Origin of the sequence: Paracoccus everestensis (assembly GCF_021491915.1) — a bacterium.
GTDB lineage: Bacteria > Pseudomonadota > Alphaproteobacteria > Rhodobacterales > Rhodobacteraceae > Paracoccus > Paracoccus everestensis.
Genome location: NZ_CP090836.1, coordinates 186,406 through 204,262, shown reverse-complemented (window position 1 = coordinate 204,262; position 17,857 = coordinate 186,406). Strand labels below are relative to the sequence as shown.

General features: G+C 67.2%; 17 protein-coding genes and 1 riboswitch. Of the genes, 5 read left to right on the top strand and 12 right to left on the bottom strand.

The window, feature by feature from the left end; all coding sequences use genetic code 11:
* The first annotated feature begins 92 nt into the window (after positions 1-92).
* Positions 93-968 (top strand): ribokinase, encoded by an 876-nt coding sequence (locus LZ585_RS00985; RefSeq protein WP_234854581.1) that lies wholly within the window; start codon positions 93-95, stop codon positions 966-968.
* Between the two features lie 11 nt (positions 969-979).
* Here LZ585_RS00985 and phoB read toward each other — a convergent pair whose 3' ends face one another.
* The 8 genes from phoB to mutS form a co-directional block, all read right to left on the bottom strand.
* Entirely contained in the window at positions 980-1,669 is a 690-nt protein-coding gene (gene phoB, locus LZ585_RS00980) for a phosphate regulon transcriptional regulator PhoB (protein ID WP_234854580.1), read from the bottom strand.
* A gap of 2 nt (positions 1,670-1,671) precedes the next feature.
* Positions 1,672-2,397, bottom strand: a complete 726-nt coding sequence (phoU, locus tag LZ585_RS00975) for a phosphate signaling complex protein PhoU (RefSeq protein ID WP_234854578.1) — start codon at positions 2,395-2,397, stop codon at positions 1,672-1,674.
* A 21-nt stretch (positions 2,398-2,418) separates the two neighbouring features.
* Positions 2,419-3,219 carry a phosphate ABC transporter ATP-binding protein PstB gene (gene pstB / locus LZ585_RS00970; protein WP_234854577.1) on the bottom strand — a complete coding sequence of 267 codons (801 nt, stop codon included), beginning with the start codon at positions 3,217-3,219 and terminating at the stop codon, positions 2,419-2,421.
* 19 nt (positions 3,220-3,238) lie between these two features.
* Positions 3,239-4,597 (bottom strand): phosphate ABC transporter permease PstA, encoded by a 1,359-nt coding sequence (gene pstA / locus LZ585_RS00965; protein ID WP_234854576.1) that lies wholly within the window; start codon positions 4,595-4,597, stop codon positions 3,239-3,241.
* On the bottom strand, positions 4,594-5,799 hold the full coding sequence (gene pstC / locus LZ585_RS00960; RefSeq protein WP_234854574.1) for a phosphate ABC transporter permease subunit PstC: 1,206 nt from the start codon (positions 5,797-5,799) through the stop codon (positions 4,594-4,596). Before pstC ends, pstA begins: the two co-directional genes overlap by 4 nt.
* A 63-nt stretch (positions 5,800-5,862) precedes the next feature.
* Complete coding sequence (locus LZ585_RS00955; RefSeq protein ID WP_234854572.1) at positions 5,863-6,891, bottom strand: substrate-binding domain-containing protein; 1,029 nt, start codon at positions 6,889-6,891, stop codon at positions 5,863-5,865.
* 125 nt (positions 6,892-7,016) lie between these two features.
* Positions 7,017-8,132 (bottom strand): chorismate synthase, encoded by a 1,116-nt coding sequence (gene aroC, locus LZ585_RS00950; RefSeq protein WP_234854570.1) that lies wholly within the window; start codon positions 8,130-8,132, stop codon positions 7,017-7,019.
* A complete protein-coding gene (mutS, locus tag LZ585_RS00945) occupies positions 8,129-10,765 on the bottom strand; it encodes a DNA mismatch repair protein MutS (protein ID WP_234854568.1) in 2,637 nt (878 codons plus the stop codon). Before mutS ends, aroC begins: the two co-directional genes overlap by 4 nt.
* A 59-nt stretch (positions 10,766-10,824) precedes the next feature.
* Positions 10,825-10,921, top strand: a riboswitch (TPP riboswitch).
* Between the two features lie 31 nt (positions 10,922-10,952).
* Between mutS and LZ585_RS00940 the strand changes: the two genes are divergently transcribed.
* From LZ585_RS00940 to LZ585_RS00930, 3 genes are read left to right on the top strand one after another with little or no spacing between them, the layout of a single operon-like run.
* Positions 10,953-11,933, top strand: a complete 981-nt coding sequence (locus LZ585_RS00940) for a thiamine ABC transporter substrate-binding protein (protein ID WP_234854566.1) — start codon at positions 10,953-10,955, stop codon at positions 11,931-11,933.
* Entirely contained in the window at positions 11,909-13,456 is a 1,548-nt protein-coding gene (locus LZ585_RS00935) for a thiamine/thiamine pyrophosphate ABC transporter permease ThiP (protein WP_234854565.1), read from the top strand. Before LZ585_RS00940 ends, LZ585_RS00935 begins: the two co-directional genes overlap by 25 nt.
* On the top strand, positions 13,449-14,141 hold the full coding sequence (locus LZ585_RS00930; protein WP_234854563.1) for a thiamine ABC transporter ATP-binding protein: 693 nt from the start codon (positions 13,449-13,451) through the stop codon (positions 14,139-14,141). Before LZ585_RS00935 ends, LZ585_RS00930 begins: the two co-directional genes overlap by 8 nt.
* Here the strand turns inward: LZ585_RS00930 and truB are convergent.
* From truB to rbfA, 3 genes are read right to left on the bottom strand one after another with little or no spacing between them, the layout of a single operon-like run.
* On the bottom strand, positions 14,138-15,031 hold the full coding sequence (truB, locus tag LZ585_RS00925) for a tRNA pseudouridine(55) synthase TruB (protein WP_234854562.1): 894 nt from the start codon (positions 15,029-15,031) through the stop codon (positions 14,138-14,140). The genes LZ585_RS00930 and truB overlap by 4 nt on opposite strands.
* A gap of 52 nt (positions 15,032-15,083) precedes the next feature.
* Complete coding sequence (locus LZ585_RS00920) at positions 15,084-15,839, bottom strand: phosphodiester glycosidase family protein (protein ID WP_390625085.1); 756 nt, start codon at positions 15,837-15,839, stop codon at positions 15,084-15,086.
* Positions 15,829-16,248: a 30S ribosome-binding factor RbfA gene (gene rbfA, locus LZ585_RS00915; RefSeq protein WP_234854560.1), complete on the bottom strand. Its 420-nt coding sequence runs from the start codon at positions 16,246-16,248 to the stop codon at positions 15,829-15,831. Before rbfA ends, LZ585_RS00920 begins: the two co-directional genes overlap by 11 nt.
* A gap of 72 nt (positions 16,249-16,320) precedes the next feature.
* On the opposite strand from rbfA, the gene dapB reads away from it, so the two are divergent.
* Entirely contained in the window at positions 16,321-17,157 is an 837-nt protein-coding gene (dapB, locus tag LZ585_RS00910) for a 4-hydroxy-tetrahydrodipicolinate reductase (RefSeq protein ID WP_234854559.1), read from the top strand.
* Positions 17,158-17,186: 29 nt separating this feature from the next.
* Here the strand turns inward: dapB and LZ585_RS00905 are convergent, their stop codons facing one another.
* The gene (locus tag LZ585_RS00905; protein ID WP_234854557.1) at positions 17,187-17,789 is read right to left on the bottom strand and encodes a COG3650 family protein; all 603 of its coding nucleotides are present in this window, start codon (positions 17,787-17,789) and stop codon (positions 17,187-17,189) included.
* Positions 17,790-17,857: the final 68 nt, after the last annotated feature.

Below are 17,857 nucleotides of genomic sequence, written 5' to 3'. Positions count from 1 at the left end.
GGCGCGCCCCTTCTCGGGGCGCGTCTTTCGTTACTGGACAAGCCACACGGCCCCCCGCCACCATGGCCGCATCGAATATCGGAAGGGAACACATGGCGATCTGGAACCTGGGGTCGATCAATATCGACCATGTTTATCGGCTGGATCACCTGCCCCGCCCGGGCGAGACGCTGGCCGCCCGCAGCTATGTCCAGGGCCTGGGGGGCAAGGGTGCGAACCAGTCCATTGCCGCCGCCCGCGCGGGTGCGATCACCCATCACATCGGGGCCATGGGCACGGGCGATGACTGGGTAGTGGACCGGTTGAAGAACGCCGGGGTCTGCACCGCCGATATCGGGCGCCTGCCGGGGCAGGCGACAGGCCATGCGATCATCCTGCTGGACAGCCAGGCGGAAAACGCCATCGTCATCCATCCGGGCGCAAACCGGGCGATCACCCGGCCCATGCTGGAAAAGTCCCTGGCGGCCCTCAAGCCCCAGGATACCCTGCTGATCCAGAACGAGACGGCCTGCCAGGTAGAGGCCGCGCGGATCGCACGGAAGGCGGGCGCCCGGGTGATCTATTCCGCCGCGCCCTTCGACATCGGGGCGGTGCGCGCCATGCTGCCCTTTACGACCATCCTGGCGATGAACGCGGGCGAGGCCGATGAGTTGTTTGCGGCAATGCCGGGCGATCTGCCGGTCCAGGGTCTGCTGATCACCCGAGGGGGCGATGGCGCGGAATACCGCGACCTGACCACGGGGACCGTTCACCGCCAGGCCGCGTTTCCCGTCAAACCGGTCGATACGACGGGGGCGGGCGACACGTTCGCAGGTTATTTCGCGGCGGCCCTGGACCGTGGTGATCCGGTTCCCGCAGCCCTGCGCCTGGCCGCAGGCGCAGCGGCGCTGAAGGTGACGCGGCCGGGCGCGGGCGACGCCATTCCGGGGATCGAGGAAGTGATCGGCTTTATCGCCAACCCGTCCTAGGACAAGAACGCTTAGCCCAGCGAATACCCCGTCCCGCGCACCGTGCGGATCGGATCGGCGCCGCCGTTCTGCATCAGTGCCTTGCGCAAGCGGCCAACATGAACGTCGATGGTGCGCGTATCGACATAGATGTCGCGCCCCCAGACCCGGTCCAGCAACTGTTCGCGCGTCCAGACCCGTCCCGGCCTTTCCATCAAGGCGGACAGCAGCCGAAATTCGGTCGGTCCCAGATGCAGGGCCTGGCCCGCCCGGAAAACGCGGTGTTCTGCGGCGTCCAGGATGATGTCGGCGAACGACAGCCGCTCGCCCATGCTGGCGGGCCGCGTGCGCCGCAGTTGCGTGCGCAGCCGGGCCATCAGTTCCACCACGGAATAGGGCTTCACGACATAATCGTCGGCCCCTGTTTCCAGGCCGCGCACCCGGTCGGTCTCCTCGCTGCGCGCGGACAGCATGATGATCGGGATGCCGCGCGTCGCGGGATCGGCCTTGACCTGGCGGCAGACCTCGATCCCCGACACCTTGGGCAGCATCCAGTCCAGCACCATCAGGTCGGGCTGTTCTTCCTGGACCAGCAGCAGCGCGTCCTCGCCGTTGTCGGCGACCACGACCGCGAAACCCTCGGCCTCCAGGTTGTATTGCAGGACTTCGCGCTGCGCGCCTTCGTCCTCGACCACCAGAACGCAGGGGGCTTGCCGCGTCATGATCAGCCCCCTGCCGGCTGGTCCGAAACCATGCCCGGCACGCTGTTGTCCTTGGGACGGCTGTCGTCAGGCAACTCGCCCGTGACCAGATAGATCACCTGTTCGGCGATGGCGGTCGCCAGATCGCCCATGCGTTCGACGTTCTTGGCGATGAAATGCAGGTGCATGCAGGCGGTGATGTTGCGCGGGTCTTCCATCATGTGGGTCAGGAACTCGCGGAACAGCGCGTTGTACATCTGGTCCACTTCCAGGTCGCGCTGGCGCACGTCCTCGGCCAGGCCCGCGTCGCGGCGGATATAGCTGTCAAGCGCGTCCTGGACCATCCTGCCCACCGCGGTGCTCATCCGGCGCAGGGCTAGGCCCGCTCCGTCGATGGGCGGCATCTGCGACAGGACATGGGTGCGCTTGGCCATGTTCTTGGCGTAATCGCCCACCCGTTCCAGCGAATGGGCGATCTTCATCACCGCCAGAACCATGCGCAGGTCGGTGGCCGTGGGCGCGCGCAGGGCGATCAGCCGGGCGGCATCCTCGTTCAACTGCACCTCCAGGGCGTCGATGGCCTTGTCGCGGCGGCGGACCTGTTCGGCCAGTTCCACGTCGCTGGTTTCCAGCGCCGTGGCGGCGTCGCTGATGGCGGCCTCGACCATGCCGCCCATCTTGACGGCAAGGGCCTGGATCGTTTCCAGGTCGCGGTCGAAGGCCGACGAGATATGCTTTTCGCGGTTCATGTGTCCTGCCCTTCTGTTGCCTCAGCCGATCCGGCCCGAGATATAGGCCTCGGTCCGGCTGTCCTGCGGCTTGGTGAAGATGTCGTCGGTGTCGCCATATTCGACCAGGTTGCCCAGGTGGAAAAAGGCCGTCTTCTGGCTGACGCGCGCGGCCTGCTGCATGGAATGGGTCACGATCACGACCGAGAATCGGGTGCGCAATTCCTCGATCAGTTCCTCGACCTGGGCGGTGGCGATGGGATCCAGCGCGCTGCAGGGTTCGTCCATCAGCAGAACCTCGGGCGATGTGGCGACCGCCCGGGCGATGCACAGCCGCTGCTGCTGGCCGCCCGATAGGCCGGTGCCGGGTTCGGACAGGCGGTCCTTGACCTCGTTCCACAAGGCGGCGCCGCGCAGGGCCTTTTCCACGACATCGTCCAGTTCCGCCCGGTTGCGGGCAAGCCCGTGGATGCGGGGACCATAGGCCACGTTGTCATAGATCGACTTGGGGAAGGGGTTCGGCTTCTGGAAGACCATGCCGACCTTGGCGCGCAACTGCACCGGATCGACGCGGCGGTCATACACATCCTCGCCGTCCAGCAGGATCTCGCCCTCGACCCGGGCGATGGGGATGGTGTCGTTCATGCGGTTGATGCAGCGCAGGAAGGTGGACTTGCCGCAGCCTGACGGGCCGATGAAGGCGGTCACGGTCTTGTCCAGGATGTCCACATCGACATCCTTCAGCGCCTGCTTGTCGCCATAAAAGACCTGCACCTGGCGGGCCTGGATCTTGATGTCCTTGGGGGTCACGGCATTCTCCAAGCGGTGGCTCGTATCGTACATATTGGCTCCTCGGGGCCGTTTACCAACGGCGTTCGAACTTGCGGCGCAACCAGATGGCCAGCACGTTCATGCACAGCAAAAAGACCAGCAGCACGATGATCGCCCCGGATGCCCGTTCGATGAAGGCCGGGTCCGACCGCTGCGTCCAGTTATAGACCTGCACCGGCAGCGCGGATGCCGGGTCGAACAACCCCTGGGGAAGACCGCCGGGGATGTCGCGGATGAATGCCACCATGCCGATCAGCAGCAGCGGCGCGGTTTCCCCCAGGGCCTGGGCCAAGCCCAGGATCATACCGGTCAGGATGCCGGGCGTGGCCAGGGGCAGGACATGGTGGAACACCGACTGCATCTTGGACGCACCCACCCCCAGTGCCGCATCGCGGATCGAGGGCGGCACAGCCTTCAGCGCGGCGCGCGTCGGGATGATGATGCGCGGCAACGTCATCAGCGTCAGCACCAGCCCGCCCACGATGGGCGCCGATTGCGGCAGGCCCGCAAAGTTGATGAAGGCCGCCAGCCCCAGGATCCCGAAGACGATCGACGGGACCGCCGCCAGGTTCGAGATATTGACCTCGATGATGTCGGTGATGCGGTTCTTGGGGGCGAATTCTTCCAGATAGATGCTGGCCGCTATGCCGATGGGCACGGCCAGGACCAGCACCACCAGCATCATGTAGAACGACCCCACGATTGCCGCGCCTACGCCAGCCGCCTCGGGGCGTTGGTCGGATGCGTCGGCAAGCCTCAGGAAGTTCCAGTTGAAGCGGGTCACGATCTCGCCCCGGTCGGCCAGTTCCTGCGCCAGTTGCAACTGCTGGGGCGAGGTGTTGCTGTCGCGTGCCGCGCTTTCCATGGTCACGCGGCCCTTGAAGAAACCGTCGATGCGGCCCCCCGTCAGCACGTCGAATTCGACGGTCTGGCCGATCAGGTCGGGTTCGGCCAGAACGCGGTTGCGCACCTGGGCCGAGGCTTCCTTGGAAATCAGGCCGTCGATGTCCTTGTCAGACAGTCCCTCGATCTGGATGCCGTGGCGCGCGACCGTGGCCTCGACCGCGGCGTCCAGAACCTTGCCATAGGACAGCGTCAGAACCTTGGCCATTTCCGCCGGATCGCGGTTGCCCTTGGGGTCCAGGACGGCGGCGTCAAGCGTCACGGGGATGTTCAGATAGGTTTGGCGGAACGCGCCCGCGCCGCCGGTCAGGATCGTGGCCAGCAGCACCACAAGCGCGATCATGGAAATCGCGATGGCAGCGACGCCATACAGGCGAAAGCGCTTCTCGGCGGCATTGCGGGCCTTGGTGCGCGCATCCTGTTGCAGCAACGAGGCAGACTTGCGGTCGGGCACGGCGACGGGCTGGGACAGCGGCATATCGGTCATTCGTATTGCTCGCGGTATTTGCGCACGATGATCAGCGCGACGACGTTCAGGGCCAGGGTGATGACGAACAGCGTCAGCCCCAGGGCGAAGGCCACCAGCGTTTCCGGCGAATTGAAGTCGCTGTCGCCGGTCAGTTGGCTGACGATCTTGACGGTGATGGTGGTCATCGCCTCCAGCGGGTTCAGGCTCATCTGGGCTGCGGCGCCCGCGCCCAGGACCACGATCATCGTCTCGCCGATGGCGCGGCTGGCGGCCAGCAGGACCGCGCCCACGATGCCCGGAAGGGCCGCGGGCAGCACCACCTGGCGCACGGTTTCCGAAGGCGTCGATCCCAGCCCAAGCGCCCCGTCGCGCAGGGATTGCGGCACGGCGTTGATGATGTCGTCGGACAGCGAGCTGACAAAGGGGATCAGCATGATCCCCATCACCAGCCCGGCCGTCAGGACCGAGGTGCCGGAATTGCCCAAGCCCAGCGGCTGCGCAAAGTAATCGCGCAGCAGGGGGCCGACGGTGATCAGCGCGAACAGGCCATAGACGATGGTGGGAATCCCGGCCAGAACCTCGATGGCCGGTTTCACGAAGCCGCGCACCCGGCGCGACGCGTATTCCGACATATAGACGGCGGCAAACAGCCCGATGGGGACCGCCACCAGAAGCGCGATGGCCGACACATACATCGTGCCCCACAGCAACGGCACGATCCCCAGACGGGAATTGCCCTGGAAGCGCGGCGTCCATTCAGTGCCGAAGAAAAAGGCCTTCCAGTCGTAAAGCTGGAAGAAATGCCCGGTCTCGAAGACCAGGGACAGCACGATCCCGGCGGTGGTCACGATGGCGATCAGCGAACACAGCATCAGAAGGCCCAGGACCATCCGCTCGACCACGTTGCGGGCCTGGTATTCCTGGCCGATCCGCATCACGCCCACGCCCAGTCCCAGCACGGCGGCGATCAGAGCGATGGCCCCCGCAACCAGTCCGGATTCGGGCGTCACCACACCCGTCAGGCGCAGGACGGACGCAAGGCCCAGCACCGCCAGGGCGGGCAGCAACGCGGCCAGCGCGACGCTGGTGCCGTGATAGATGGGGCGGCTGTGCAGCTTGCGCACATCCGGTCCCGCAGTCGCAAAGGCGCGGCTGCGGCCGACGATGTAACCGGCGGCGGCCAGCAGGAAACTTGCAAACAACGCCCATGACAGCGGCATTCGGGGCAATCCTTTACCAGAAAGCGGCGGGCGGCGCGGTTTTTCCGGGCCGCCCGCCTGGCCTTATTGCATCACCGTCCCATTGGCGACGGCTTGCTGGGTCGCTGCCAGTTTGGGATCCGACACCAGCCCGTATTCGGCCAGCGGGCCGTCGGGACCGGCGATCTCATCGGACACGAAGAATTCCAGGAATTCCTTGAGGCCCTGAATTTCGCCTATATGCGCGGCCTTCGCATAGAAGAACAGCGGGCGCGACACCGGATATTCGCCCGAGGCAATGGTCTCGGTGGACGGGGTGACACCACTGATGGTGCCGACCTTCAGCTTGTCGGTGTTGTTTTCATAAAAGGACAGGCCGAAGACGCCGATGCCGTTGGGCGAGGATTCGATGCGCGCCAGCGTTTCCGTGTAATCGCCGTCGATATCGACCGCGCGGCCATCGGTGCGCAGCGTGGTGCAGGCTTCCTCGGCCGCGTCCTCGTCCATGCCGGATGCGACAAAGGCCTCCATGGCGCCCGATTCCTCGCAGCCGGCCAGGATCACCTTTTCCTCGAAGACCTCGCGGGTGCCGTGCTTGGTGCCGGGGACGAAGGCCAGGATTTCCTGCGCGGGCAGATCCGGGTTCACCTCGTTCCAGTTGGCGGCCGTATTGTCCACGACCTGGCCGTCACGGACCACCTTGGCGGACAGGGCGTTGAACCAGTCGGCAGGAGTATAGGCGAAATCCGGGCCATTGGCGGAATTGGCGAAGACGATCCCGTCATAGCCGATGCGGACTTCCATGATGTCGGTCACGCCATTGGCGGTGCAGGTTTCGCGTTCGGCGTCACGAATGGGGCGGCTGGCATTGGCGATGTCGATGGTGTTGGCGCCCACGCCCTCGCAGAATTTCTGCAGCCCGCTGCCGGTGCCCCCGGATTCGACGACCGGAACGGGAAAGTCCATGTTCTCGCCGAAGACTTCGGCCACGATGGTGGAATAGGGGAGCACGGTGGACGACCCCGAGATCTGGATCTGGTCGCGGGCGGCCGCAGTTGTGGCCGAGGCGGCGATCACGGCAAGGGCCGAGACGGTGAATTTCACGGTGGACATGGATCTCTCCTGTTTTCTTCACGCCCAAGGCTGGGCCTGTGCGTGACCTAAGCGCCCGTGGTGACGCTTGTGCGAAAGAAGCATGACCCTTTTATGACAGACGCCGGATCTTTGAAAGTTTCGCGTCAGTTTTGCGGCAATTCGCCGATCCGGCCTCGCTGGCCGCCTGTCTGCGCCCTGTCCATCAGCAGGTGGTCCAGGATCACGCAGGCCGCCATCGCCTCGGCCACGGGAACCGCGCGAATCCCCACGCAGGGATCGTGGCGGCCTTTGGTGATCAGGTCGATTTCCTTGCCGTGGCGGTCGATGGTGCGGCGCGGCGTGGTGATCGAACTGGTCGGCTTGACCGAAAAGCGCAGCACGATCGGCTGGCCGGTGCTGATACCGCCCAGAATGCCGCCCGCGTGGTTCGACAGATAGATCGGCCCGTCATTGCCCATGCGGATCTCGTCGGCATTGTCGGTGCCGGTCAGGGCTGCGGCACCCATCCCCTCGCCGATCTCGACGCCCTTGACGGCATTGATCGACATCATCGCGGCGGCAAGGTCGGTGTCCAGCTTCGCATAGACCGGCGCGCCAAGGCCGGGCGGGCAGCCCTCGACCAGAACCTCGATGGCGGCGCCGACGCTGTTCTGGTCCTTGCGGATGGCGTCCAGATAGTCGGACCACTGGTCCACGGCCGTCGCGTCCGGCAGGAAGAACGGGTTCTCGGCAATGGCATTGGCGTCGAATTTCGCGCGGTCCAGATGCAGCGTTCCCATCTGCACCATGTATCCGGTGATCCGCAGATCGGGCAGCAACTCGCGCAGCACCGCCTGCGCGACGCCCCCCGCCGCGACCCTTGCCGCCGTTTCGCGGGCGCTTGACCGGCCCCCCCCGCGATAGTCGCGATGGCCGTATTTCAGGTGATAGGTGATGTCGGCATGGCCGGGGCGGAAGGCCTGCGCGATCTCTCCGTAGTCCTTGGACCGCTGGTCGGTGTTCTCGATCATCAGCTGGATCGGCGTGCCGGTGGTGCGGCCCTCGAAGACGCCCGACAGGATGCGGACCTGGTCGGCTTCGCGCCGCTGCGTGGTGTGCTTGGAGGTGCCGGGACGGCGGCGGTCCAGGAATTGCTGGATATATGCCTCGTCCAGGGCCACGCCCGGCGGGACGCCATCGACGGTGGCGCCAAGGGCGGGGCCGTGGCTTTCGCCCCAGGTGGTGAACCGGAACACGCGGCCAAAGGTGTTGAAGCTCATGCGGTTTCCTTGCTCAGGGCCTTCAGTTCATAGATCAGGTCCAGCGCCTCGCGCGGGGACAGGGCGTCGGGATGGATGTCCTTCATCCGCGCCTCAAGCGGGCTTTCCTTGGCCCTTGGCGCAACAGGCGCGGGCGGCACGGCGCGGAACAGGGGCAGGTCGTCGATCAGGGCGGCGGGGCGGGCCGCGCCCTCGCGTTCACCCGACTCCAGCGCGTCCAGCACGGCGCGGGCGCGTTCGACCACGGATGCGGGCAGCCCCGCCAGCCGCGCCACCTGCACGCCATAGCTGCGGTCGGCGGCGCCCTTGCGAACCTCATGCAGGAAGATCACCTCGCCTTCCCATTCGCGCACCGCGACGGTGGCGTTTTCCACGCCGTCCAGCTTGGCGGAAAGCGCCGTCATCTCGTGGTAATGGGTGGCGAAGAGCGCGCGGCAGCGGTTCGTTTCGTGCAGATGCTCCATCACCGCCCAGGCGATGGACAGCCCGTCCCAGGTCGCGGTACCGCGCCCGATCTCGTCCAGAATCACCAGCGCCCGGTCATCGGCCTGGTTCAGGATCGCGGCGGTTTCGACCATTTCGACCATGAAGGTGGAGCGTCCCCGCGCCAGGTCGTCGGCGGCGCCCACGCGGCTGAAAAGCTGGCTGACCAAGCCGATATGGGCGCGGCGGGCGGGCACGAAGGCACCAGCCTGGGCCAGCACGGAGATCAGCGCGTTCTGGCGCAGAAAGGTGGACTTGCCCGCCATGTTCGGCCCGGTCAGCAGCCAGATCGCGGGGGTGTCGCCTTCGGTCAGCGCGCAGTCATTGGCGACAAAGCTTTCCGCCTTGCGCTTCAAGGCGCGTTCCACGACCGGGTGGCGCCCTCCTTCGATGACAAAGGCGCGGCTGTCATCGACTAGGGGCCGCGTCCAGCCTTCGCCCGTGGCGATGTCGGCAAAGGCGGCGGCCAGGTCGATCTCGGCCAAAGCGCGGGCCGCCTGGCCGATGGGGGCCGCGCGGTCCAGCACCGCCGCGCGCAACCGGTCGAAGATGCCGCGCTCGATCTCCAACGCGCGGTCGCGGGCGTTGAGGATCCGCGTTTCCAGTTCCGACAGATCGACGGTGGTGAAGCGGATCTGGTTGGCGGTGGTCTGGCGATGGATGAAGGTCGCGTTCAGGGGCGGAGCCATCATGCGTTCGGCATGGGTCGTCGTCGTCTCGATGAAATAGCCCAGGACGTTGTTGTGCTTGATCTTGAGGCTCTGCACCCCGGCCAGCGCCGCATAATCGGCCTGCATCCCGGCGATCACGCCCCGCCCCTCGTCGCGCAACCGGCGGGTCTGATCCAGGTCGTCATCGTAACCGCTTGCCACGAAACCGCCGTCGCGCGCCAGCAGCGGGGGTTCGGCCACAAGCGCATCGTCCAGCAGACCGATCAGGTCGTCGTGCCCGGTCAGGTCGCGCGCGGCATCCGCCAGCACCGGCGCCGCATCGGCGGGCAGCCGCGCCGCGATGGCCGCGCCCTGCGCCAAGCCCGCCCGGATCGCCCCCAGATCGCGCGGCCCGCCCCGGTCCAGCGCCAGCCGCGACAGCGCCCGGTCCATGTCAGGCACGCGGGCCAGCGCCGTTCGCAGATCGCCGGTCAGGCGGGGATCATCGACCAGCATCGCCACCGCGTCATGCCGCGCATGGATCAGCGCCAGATCGCGCGATGGCGCGCCGATGCGCCGTTCCAGCAGCCGCGCGCCCGCAGCCGTCACCGTCCGGTCTATGGCCGACAGCAGCGATCCCTCGCGCCCGCCAGACAGCGCCTGCGTCAGTTCCAGGTTGCGCCGGGTCGCCGCGTCGATTTGCATCGCCCCGCCGACCCGTTCGCGCACCGGCGGGCGCAGCAGGGGCAGCTTTCCCTTCTGCGTCAGGTCCAGGTAATCGACGATGGCCCCCATGGCCGCCAGTTCGGCGCGGGTGAACGACCCGAACCCGTCCAGCGTCTCTACTCCATACAGCGCACACAACCGCCGCTGCCCCGCCGCACTGTCAAAGGCGGACGCGTGCAGGTCGGTCAGCGCCGCACCGGCATCAGCCGCCAGATCGTCCAGGCCCGATCCGTCGCAGGCCAGCAATTCGCGCGGCGCCAGACGCGCGAGTTCGGGCGCCAGGCGCGGCAGCGGGCAGTCCATCACTTGGAAGGCGCCGGTGGAGATATCCACCCAGGCCAGCGCGCAATCATCCCGCACCTGGGCGAAGGCGGCCAGATAGTTGTGCCGCCGCGCCTCCAGCAGCGATTCCTCGGTCAGGGTGCCGGGCGTCACCAGCCGCACCACGTCGCGGGCCACGACCGATTTCGACCCCCGCTTCCTGGCCTCGGCCGGATCCTCCATCTGCTCGGCAATCGCCACGCGAAAGCCCTTGCGGATCAGCGTCAGCAGATAGCCCTCGGCCGCATGGACCGGCACGCCGCACATCGGGATGGGTTCCCCCGCATGGGTGCCGCGTCTCGTCAGCGCGATATCCAGGGCGCTTGCGGCGGCCACCGCGTCGTCGAAGAACATCTCGTAGAAATCGCCCATGCGATAGAACAGCAGCGCGCCGGGATTGGCGTCCCGGATCGCCAGGTACTGCGCCATCATCGGGGTGGGCTGATCGGTCATGTCCTTCGTCATGGCCGCTGTTCTAGCCGCTTGCGCGGGCGCGCGAAATCCCTACATTCAGGCCTACCTCGGGGGGCCATGTGGCTGAGACGCGCAAGCGGACCCGTTGAACCTGATCCGGCTAACACCGGCGGAGGGAAGGTGACGCTGTCCTTTCTTTCGGAACCCTTTTGGAAAGGAGACAGCGATGAAACTGCCCCTGATGCTTGTTCTGCTGGCGGCGACCCCGGCCATTGCGCAGGACAAGCCCGTCCTGACCGTCTATGCGGGCGAATCCATCACCAGCGAATGGGGCCCCGGCCCGAAGATCGAGGAAGGGTTCGAGGCCTTCTGCAACTGCGACCTGCGCTTCGTCACCGGGGACGAGTTGTCCCGCGTGCTGATGGAGGGCGAGCGGACTGAGGCCGACATCGTCTTCGGCCTGAACACCGACGTGACCGCCCGCGCCCGTGCATCCGGCCTTTTCGCGCCGCATGGGCAGGACACGGGCGATCTGTCGCTGCCCATCGAATGGACCGACGACATCTTCCTGCCCTACAACTGGGGCGAGACGGCCTTTGTCTATGACGAAACCCGGTTGCAGAACCCGCCCGCCAGTTTCGCCGAATTGCTGGAGGCGCCCGACGACATGAAGATTGTGATCCAGGATCCGCGGTCGTCCGTGTCAGGGCTGGCGCTGCTTTTGTGGGTGAAATCGGTTTATGGCGACCAGGCGCCGGACGCCTGGGCCAAGCTGGCGCCCAAGGTGCTGACCGTGACCAAGGGCTGGTCGGAATCCTATGGGATGTTCACCGAGGGCGAGGCCGACATGGTCCTGTCCTATACCACCTCGCCCGCCTATCACATCGCCGAGGAGGACGACACGACCAAGAGGGCCGCCATCTTCCCCGAAGGCCACTACTTCATGACCGAGGTCGCGGCCCAGCTTCGCACCACCGACCAGCCGGAACTGGCGCAAGCCTTCATGGACTGGATCCTGACGCCCGAGTTCCAGACGATCATTCCGCTGGCCAACTGGTCGCTGCCCGCCAAGCTGCCCCAGGATGACTGGCCGCAGGTCATGCGCGACCTGCCGCGCCCCGAAAAGACCCTGTTCTATTCCGAGGACGAGGCCGAGGCACTGCGTCAGCCTGCGCTTGACGAATGGCTGCGGGCATTTTCCGGCTGACGCGGGCCGAGGCCGGGGGGGCGGTCGCCGCAACCGGACTGGCCCTGCTGATCGGGGGAACGCTTGCCGCAGTCATGTGGCAGGCGCAGGGGCTGTCCGGGCTTGGCCCCTGGGACTGGCGCGCGGTCTGGTTCACGCTGTGGCAGGCGGCCTTGTCCGCCACCCTGTCGTCTGCGCTGGCAATTCCCGTGGCCCGCGCCCTGGCCCGGCGGCGCTTTCCCGGACGGTCGGCCCTGGTCACGCTGTTGGGCGCGCCCTTCATCCTGCCGGTGATCGTGGCGATCATGGGGCTGATCGCGGTCTTTGGCCGTAACGGCGCGATCAACGATGCCTTGCGGCTTGCCGGATTGCCCGAGGTCAGCATCTATGGCTGGCAGGGCGTGATCCTGGCGCACGTGTTCTTCAACCTGCCCTTGTCCGTGCGGCTGATCCTGCAAGGCTGGCAGGCAATCCCCGCCGAACGCTTCCGGCTGGCCGCATCCCTGGGCTTCGGCCCCCGCGACGTGGCGCGGCATCTGGAACGGCCGATGCTGCGGGCGGTGCTGCCGGGGGTCTGGCTGGCGGTGTTCCTGGTCTGCCTGACCAGCTTCACCGTGGCGCTGGCCCTGGGCGGCGGGCCGCGCGCGACCACGGTGGAGCTGGCGATCTATCAGGCCTTCCGCTTCGACTTCGACCTGGGCCGGGCGGCAAGCCTAGGGCTGGTCCAGATCGGCATCTGCGTCTGCGCGATGATGCTGGCATGGTGGATTGCGATTCCCGCAGCCTTCGGGGCGGGGCTTGATGCCGCGCATATGCCCGCAGCGCCCGGCGGCTGGCGCCGGATCAGCGACGCCCTTGTGATCACCGTCGCAGCAGGATTCCTGATCTGGCCCATGGGCGCGGTGACGGCGCGCGGTTTGCCGCAGATCCCCGCCCTGCCGCCCGAGGTTTGGGAGGCTGCGCTGCGATCCATGGTCATGGCGCTGATTTCGGCCACCTTGGCCTTGATCCTGACGCTGGTGCTGGCCTTGTCGCTGGCGCGCGGGCGGATGCAGTGGGTGGAAACGGCGGGGATGCTGCCGCTGATCGCCTCGCCCCTGGTGCTGGGAACGGGGCTGTTCATCCTGCTGCGCCCATGGGTTGATCCCCAATCGCTGGCCTTGCCGCTGACCGTAGGGGTCAACGCGATCATGGCCCTGCCCTTCGGGTTGCGGGCGCTGATCCCCGCCGCGCGGACTTTGCAGAGGGATTACGGGCGGCTGGCCGATTCGCTGGAGATGGGAGGGCTTGCGCGGCTGCGTTACCTGACCCTGCCGCGCCTGGCCCGGTCGCTGGGCTTTACGGGGGGTCTGGCGGCGGCACTGGCCATGGGGGATCTGGGTGTGATCACATTGTTCGCGGGCGACCGGCCGACGCTGCCCTTGCAGATGTATCAGTTGATGAACTCCTATCGCATGGCGGACGCCTCGGCCTGCGCGGTGCTGCTGATGGCGATCAGTTTTGGCCTATTCTGGATCTTCGACCGTGGGGGTCACCTTGCTTGAATTCGACGGCATCCATGTTTCACGCGGCAGCTTCACCCTGTCAGCCGATCTGTCGATCCCCAAGGGCGCGCGGATCGCGGTGATCGGTCCGTCCGGGTCGGGCAAATCCACGCTGCTGTCGCTGGTGGGGGGATTCCTGGCCCCGGACCGGGGAAGGATCCGCGTGGCGGGGCAGGACATCACCACCCTTTCGCCCGGTCGGCGCCCGGTATCGACGCTGTTCCAGGACCAGAACCTGTTCCCGCATCTCACGGTCGCGCAGAACGTGGGCCTTGGCCTGCGCCCGGATCTGCGCCTGTCCGATCCGCAGCGTGCCCGCGTGGCGCAGGTGCTGGCCGAGGTCGGGTTGGAGGGGATGGAGACGCGCCGCCCCGCCAACCTGTCGGGCGGCCAGCAAGGGCGCGTGGCCCTGGCCCGCGTGCTGCTGCGCGCGCGTCCCGTGCTGCTGCTGGACGAACCCTTCGCGGCGCTTGGACCGGCATTGAAGGGGGAAATGCTGGCCCTGCTGGCGCGGATCGCCGATGAAACCGAGGCTACGGTCCTGATGGTCACGCATGATCCCGGCGATGCCCGCAGCTTCGCGCCGCAGACGATCCTGGTCGATGGCGGCATGGCTCATCCACCGGTGCCAACCGGGCTGCTGCTGGACAACCCGCCGCCGGGGCTGCGCGCCTATCTGGGCTAAAGGTTGAAGACCCGTTCGGGCTGCACCAGCCCGCCTTGATATCGCCCAATGCAGACCGGCCCCTTGGCATCCGCGACCCAGACCAGATCGCCCCATTCCGCCGATCCTGTCACCTGGCCCGGATTGCCGTTGCGGATGCGGACCGCCCCTTCGGGCGTGGCGCGCAGCATGGGCAGGTCGCCCAGCGCAATTTCCAGAGGCAGAAGCTGGCTGTCCAGCCAGTCCTGCGCGCTTCGGTCGATCTTGTCGAAGGCAACGCCCTCGCTGGCCTCGAACGGCCCCGACCAGGTGCGGCGCAGATGCGCCACATGGCCCAGGCAGCCCAGCGCCCGGCCCAGGTCGCGCGCGATGGATCGCACATAACCGCCCTTGCCGCAGATCATCTCCAGCCGCGCGGTGTCGGTATCGCAATCCAGCAAGGTCAGGCTTTGAACCCACAGGGGACGCGCGGCCAGATCCAGATCCTCGCCCTCGCGCGCCAAGTCATAGGCGCGCTCGCCATCGACCTTGACGGCGGAAAAGGCCGGGGGAACCTGCATGATATTGCCGGTAAAGGCGGGCAGCGCGGCCTCGATCGAGGCGCGGTCGGGGCGGGAATCGGACCTGCGGACAACCTCGCCCGAGGCATCGTCGGTCGCGGTCTCGACCCCCCAGTTGACCGTGAAGTCATAGCATTTCAGCGCGTCCGTCACGGCCGCGACGGTCTTGGTCGCCTCGCCAAGGGCCACGGCCAGCACGCCGGTCGCGTCAGGGTCCAGCGTGCCGGCATGGCCTGCCTTTTTCGCATCCAGCGCCCAGCGGACCTTGGCCACCACCGCCGTCGAGCCGACGCCCGCGGGCTTGTCCACGATCAGCCAGCCATTGATGTCGCGGCCCTTCTTGCGTGCCATGGGATCCCCTTGCAAACGGAAGGCGGCGGCATAGCCAGCCACTGGCGCAAGGTCAACCGGCGCTGTCCACCAGCCCGATGATCGGTCCCAGCGAACGCCCGAAATCCGCCCGGCTGACCCCCGGTGCGTAAAGCCGGCTGATGGATCCGTCGAAATACAGCGCGTCGCGCACGCCCAGCCCGTCGCGGAACAGCCGCCCGAATTCGTGGAAGGTCACCGCCCGGTTGGAAATCGCAAACCATGCCGTCTGGCCATCGGGCGAGACGCCGACGCCGTTCCTGACATGGCGGCTGTCCGAATCGACCAGAAAGCGCGGATGCAGGTCGCCGTCGATGACCAGCATCGGCCCGGATTGCGTGGCAAGGCGGCAGTCGGGGCGCGCATCGGCAAAGGCGCGGCTTTCGATCACCTGGAAGGGACGCGCGCCGCCAGTACAGAAGACGCCATTGGGCAGCATCCCGAAATTGTCGCGGCTGGCGCCCGTGACGATGGGTTGCAGTTCCACCCCGTCGATGACCAACAGGCCCACGGGGCGATAATCGGCGTGATACATTCCCGCGTTCATCGCGAAGGCCAGGCTTTCGCCCTGGCCCAGGGTCGCGCGGACATTGGCGAAGTTGCGCAGCGGCTGGCCGCTGGCATCGTCCTGCCACAGCCGCAGCGCAGGTTCCCGGTCGGCCGACACCTCGCAGACGACATAGCCCTGGCCGTCATGGGTCATGCGCCCGCAGCCATCCGCCGCCGCCGGGATCGCCCAGGCAAGCAGCATCCCGAACGCCACGCCCAGGGGGCGCAGGTCAATCCTCATCGTCATCCTTGTCCACGGCTTCCACGTCGCGGCGGACGCGTTCGTCGGCGAACAGGCGGCGGGTGTCGTCCATCCGGTCAAAGGTCTCGTCCAGGTGGAACTTCAGTTGGGGCGCGTATTTCAGCGTCATCGCCTTGGCGACCAGATGCCGCAATTCGGACGTATTGCGACGCAGTGCGGCCAGGGCGTCCTCGGCCCCCTGCCCGCCCAAGGGCAGGACAAAGGCGGTCGCGACCTTCAGGTCGGTGGACATCCGAACCTCGCCCACGGTGATCGAATGGCGGTTGAGGTCCGGGTCATGCACGTCGGCGCGCGCCAGCACGTCGGACAAGGTGCGGCGGATCAGCTCGCCCACGCGAAGCTGGCGCTGCGAGGGGCCGGAGCCATGGGAATAACGGTTCTGTGCCATGCGTCCCGATGTAGGGGGTCGCGGGCCGCGCCGCAACGGGATATGACGCGGGAAAGACAGCCGGAGGCCCTCATGAGCGACTTGCAGAACACGGACGCGCCCGCCCTGCCGGGGATCATCGTCACCGGCGCATCGGGTCGGATGGGGCAGATGCTGATCCGGCTGCTGGGGGAAAACCCCCATGTGCGGCTGGCCGGCGCCCTGGAACGGCCCGGCCATCCCTGGATCGGGCGCGACGTGGGCGAGGCGATGGGAGCGGCACCGCTCGGCGTGACGGTCAGCGACGATGCGGTCGCGGTGATCGCGCAGGCCCAAGCGGTGATCGACTTTACCGCACCCGCCGCGACCGTGGCATTCGCCGAACTGACCGCGCAGGCGCGTGCGGTCCATGTCATCGGCACCACGGGCCTTGAACAATCGCATCTGGACTGCCTCAAGGCCGCCGCCCGCCACGCGCCGATCATCCGTGCGGGCAACATGAGCCTGGGGGTGAACCTGCTGACCGGCCTGACCCGCAAGGTCGCCGCCGTCCTGGGCGAGGATTGGGACATCGAGGTGGTCGAGGCCCATCACCGCATGAAGGTCGATGCGCCGTCGGGCACCGCCCTGATGCTGGGCGAGGCCGCCGCCGAGGGGCGCGGGGCGACGCTTGCCGAACTGCGCACCCCGGCGCGCGAGGGGATCACCGGGGCGCGGGTGCCGGGTTCCATCGGCTTTGCCGCCATTCGCGGCGGCGATGTGGTGGGCGAACATGACGTGGTCTTCGCAGGCGAGGGCGAACGGATCGTGCTGCGCCACCTGGCGACCGACCGGGCGATCTTCGCGCGCGGCGCCATCCGCGCGGCGATCTGGGGCCAGGACAAGGGGCCGGGCGAATACGACATGCAGGACGTGCTGGGGTTGAACTGACCGGCAGGGTGGCGGCGCGAACCCCGGCACTAGGGCTGGATCGTGCAGCACCCCGACAGCAGCCTTGGCTGGTCGCCATGCAGCACCAGCGTTGCCGCCAACCCGAACAGCCGGTCGGACATCCCGTCCGAACAGATCTGCGGATGCGAGAACAGCGTCATGTCCTGCGCCACGACCACCCGCGCCGGATCGCGGAAGACGCCGGTGTCCAGCACCCCCTGCACGGGACGGCGGTCGCCCCCCTGATCATCAGGACTGCGCAGGACCAGATCGCCGCCTTCCACCTTGGCGTCCCAGAACGGCTCGGTTCCCAGGCAGCGGAAAGCGGGCGGCAGTTCGCCCGGCTCCCAGACATCGACGCGATAGGACAGGTATCGCGCCGAAACCCAGCCCGTCCCGTCGGCCGTGTTGATGCGCGCCCAGCCCCGGCGTTCCTCGACCACCTCGATCCGCTGGGCGTCGGGGGCCAGGGTGCCGATGATCGCGGACGTGGCGGTCGGCTCGGCCCGGATATTCAGGACGTCGTCGGATGCCACCCCCGCCACGTCGAACAGCGTGGGCAGGATATATTCCTGCGTGGCGGCGGCAGGCCCGGCAAGGGCCAGGGTCAGGATGAAAGCGGTGCGGAACATGGAGGCCTCCTTTGCCGGCCAGTCTAGCGGCTTTGGTGCCACAAGGCACGCGATCCGTTCACGGATGG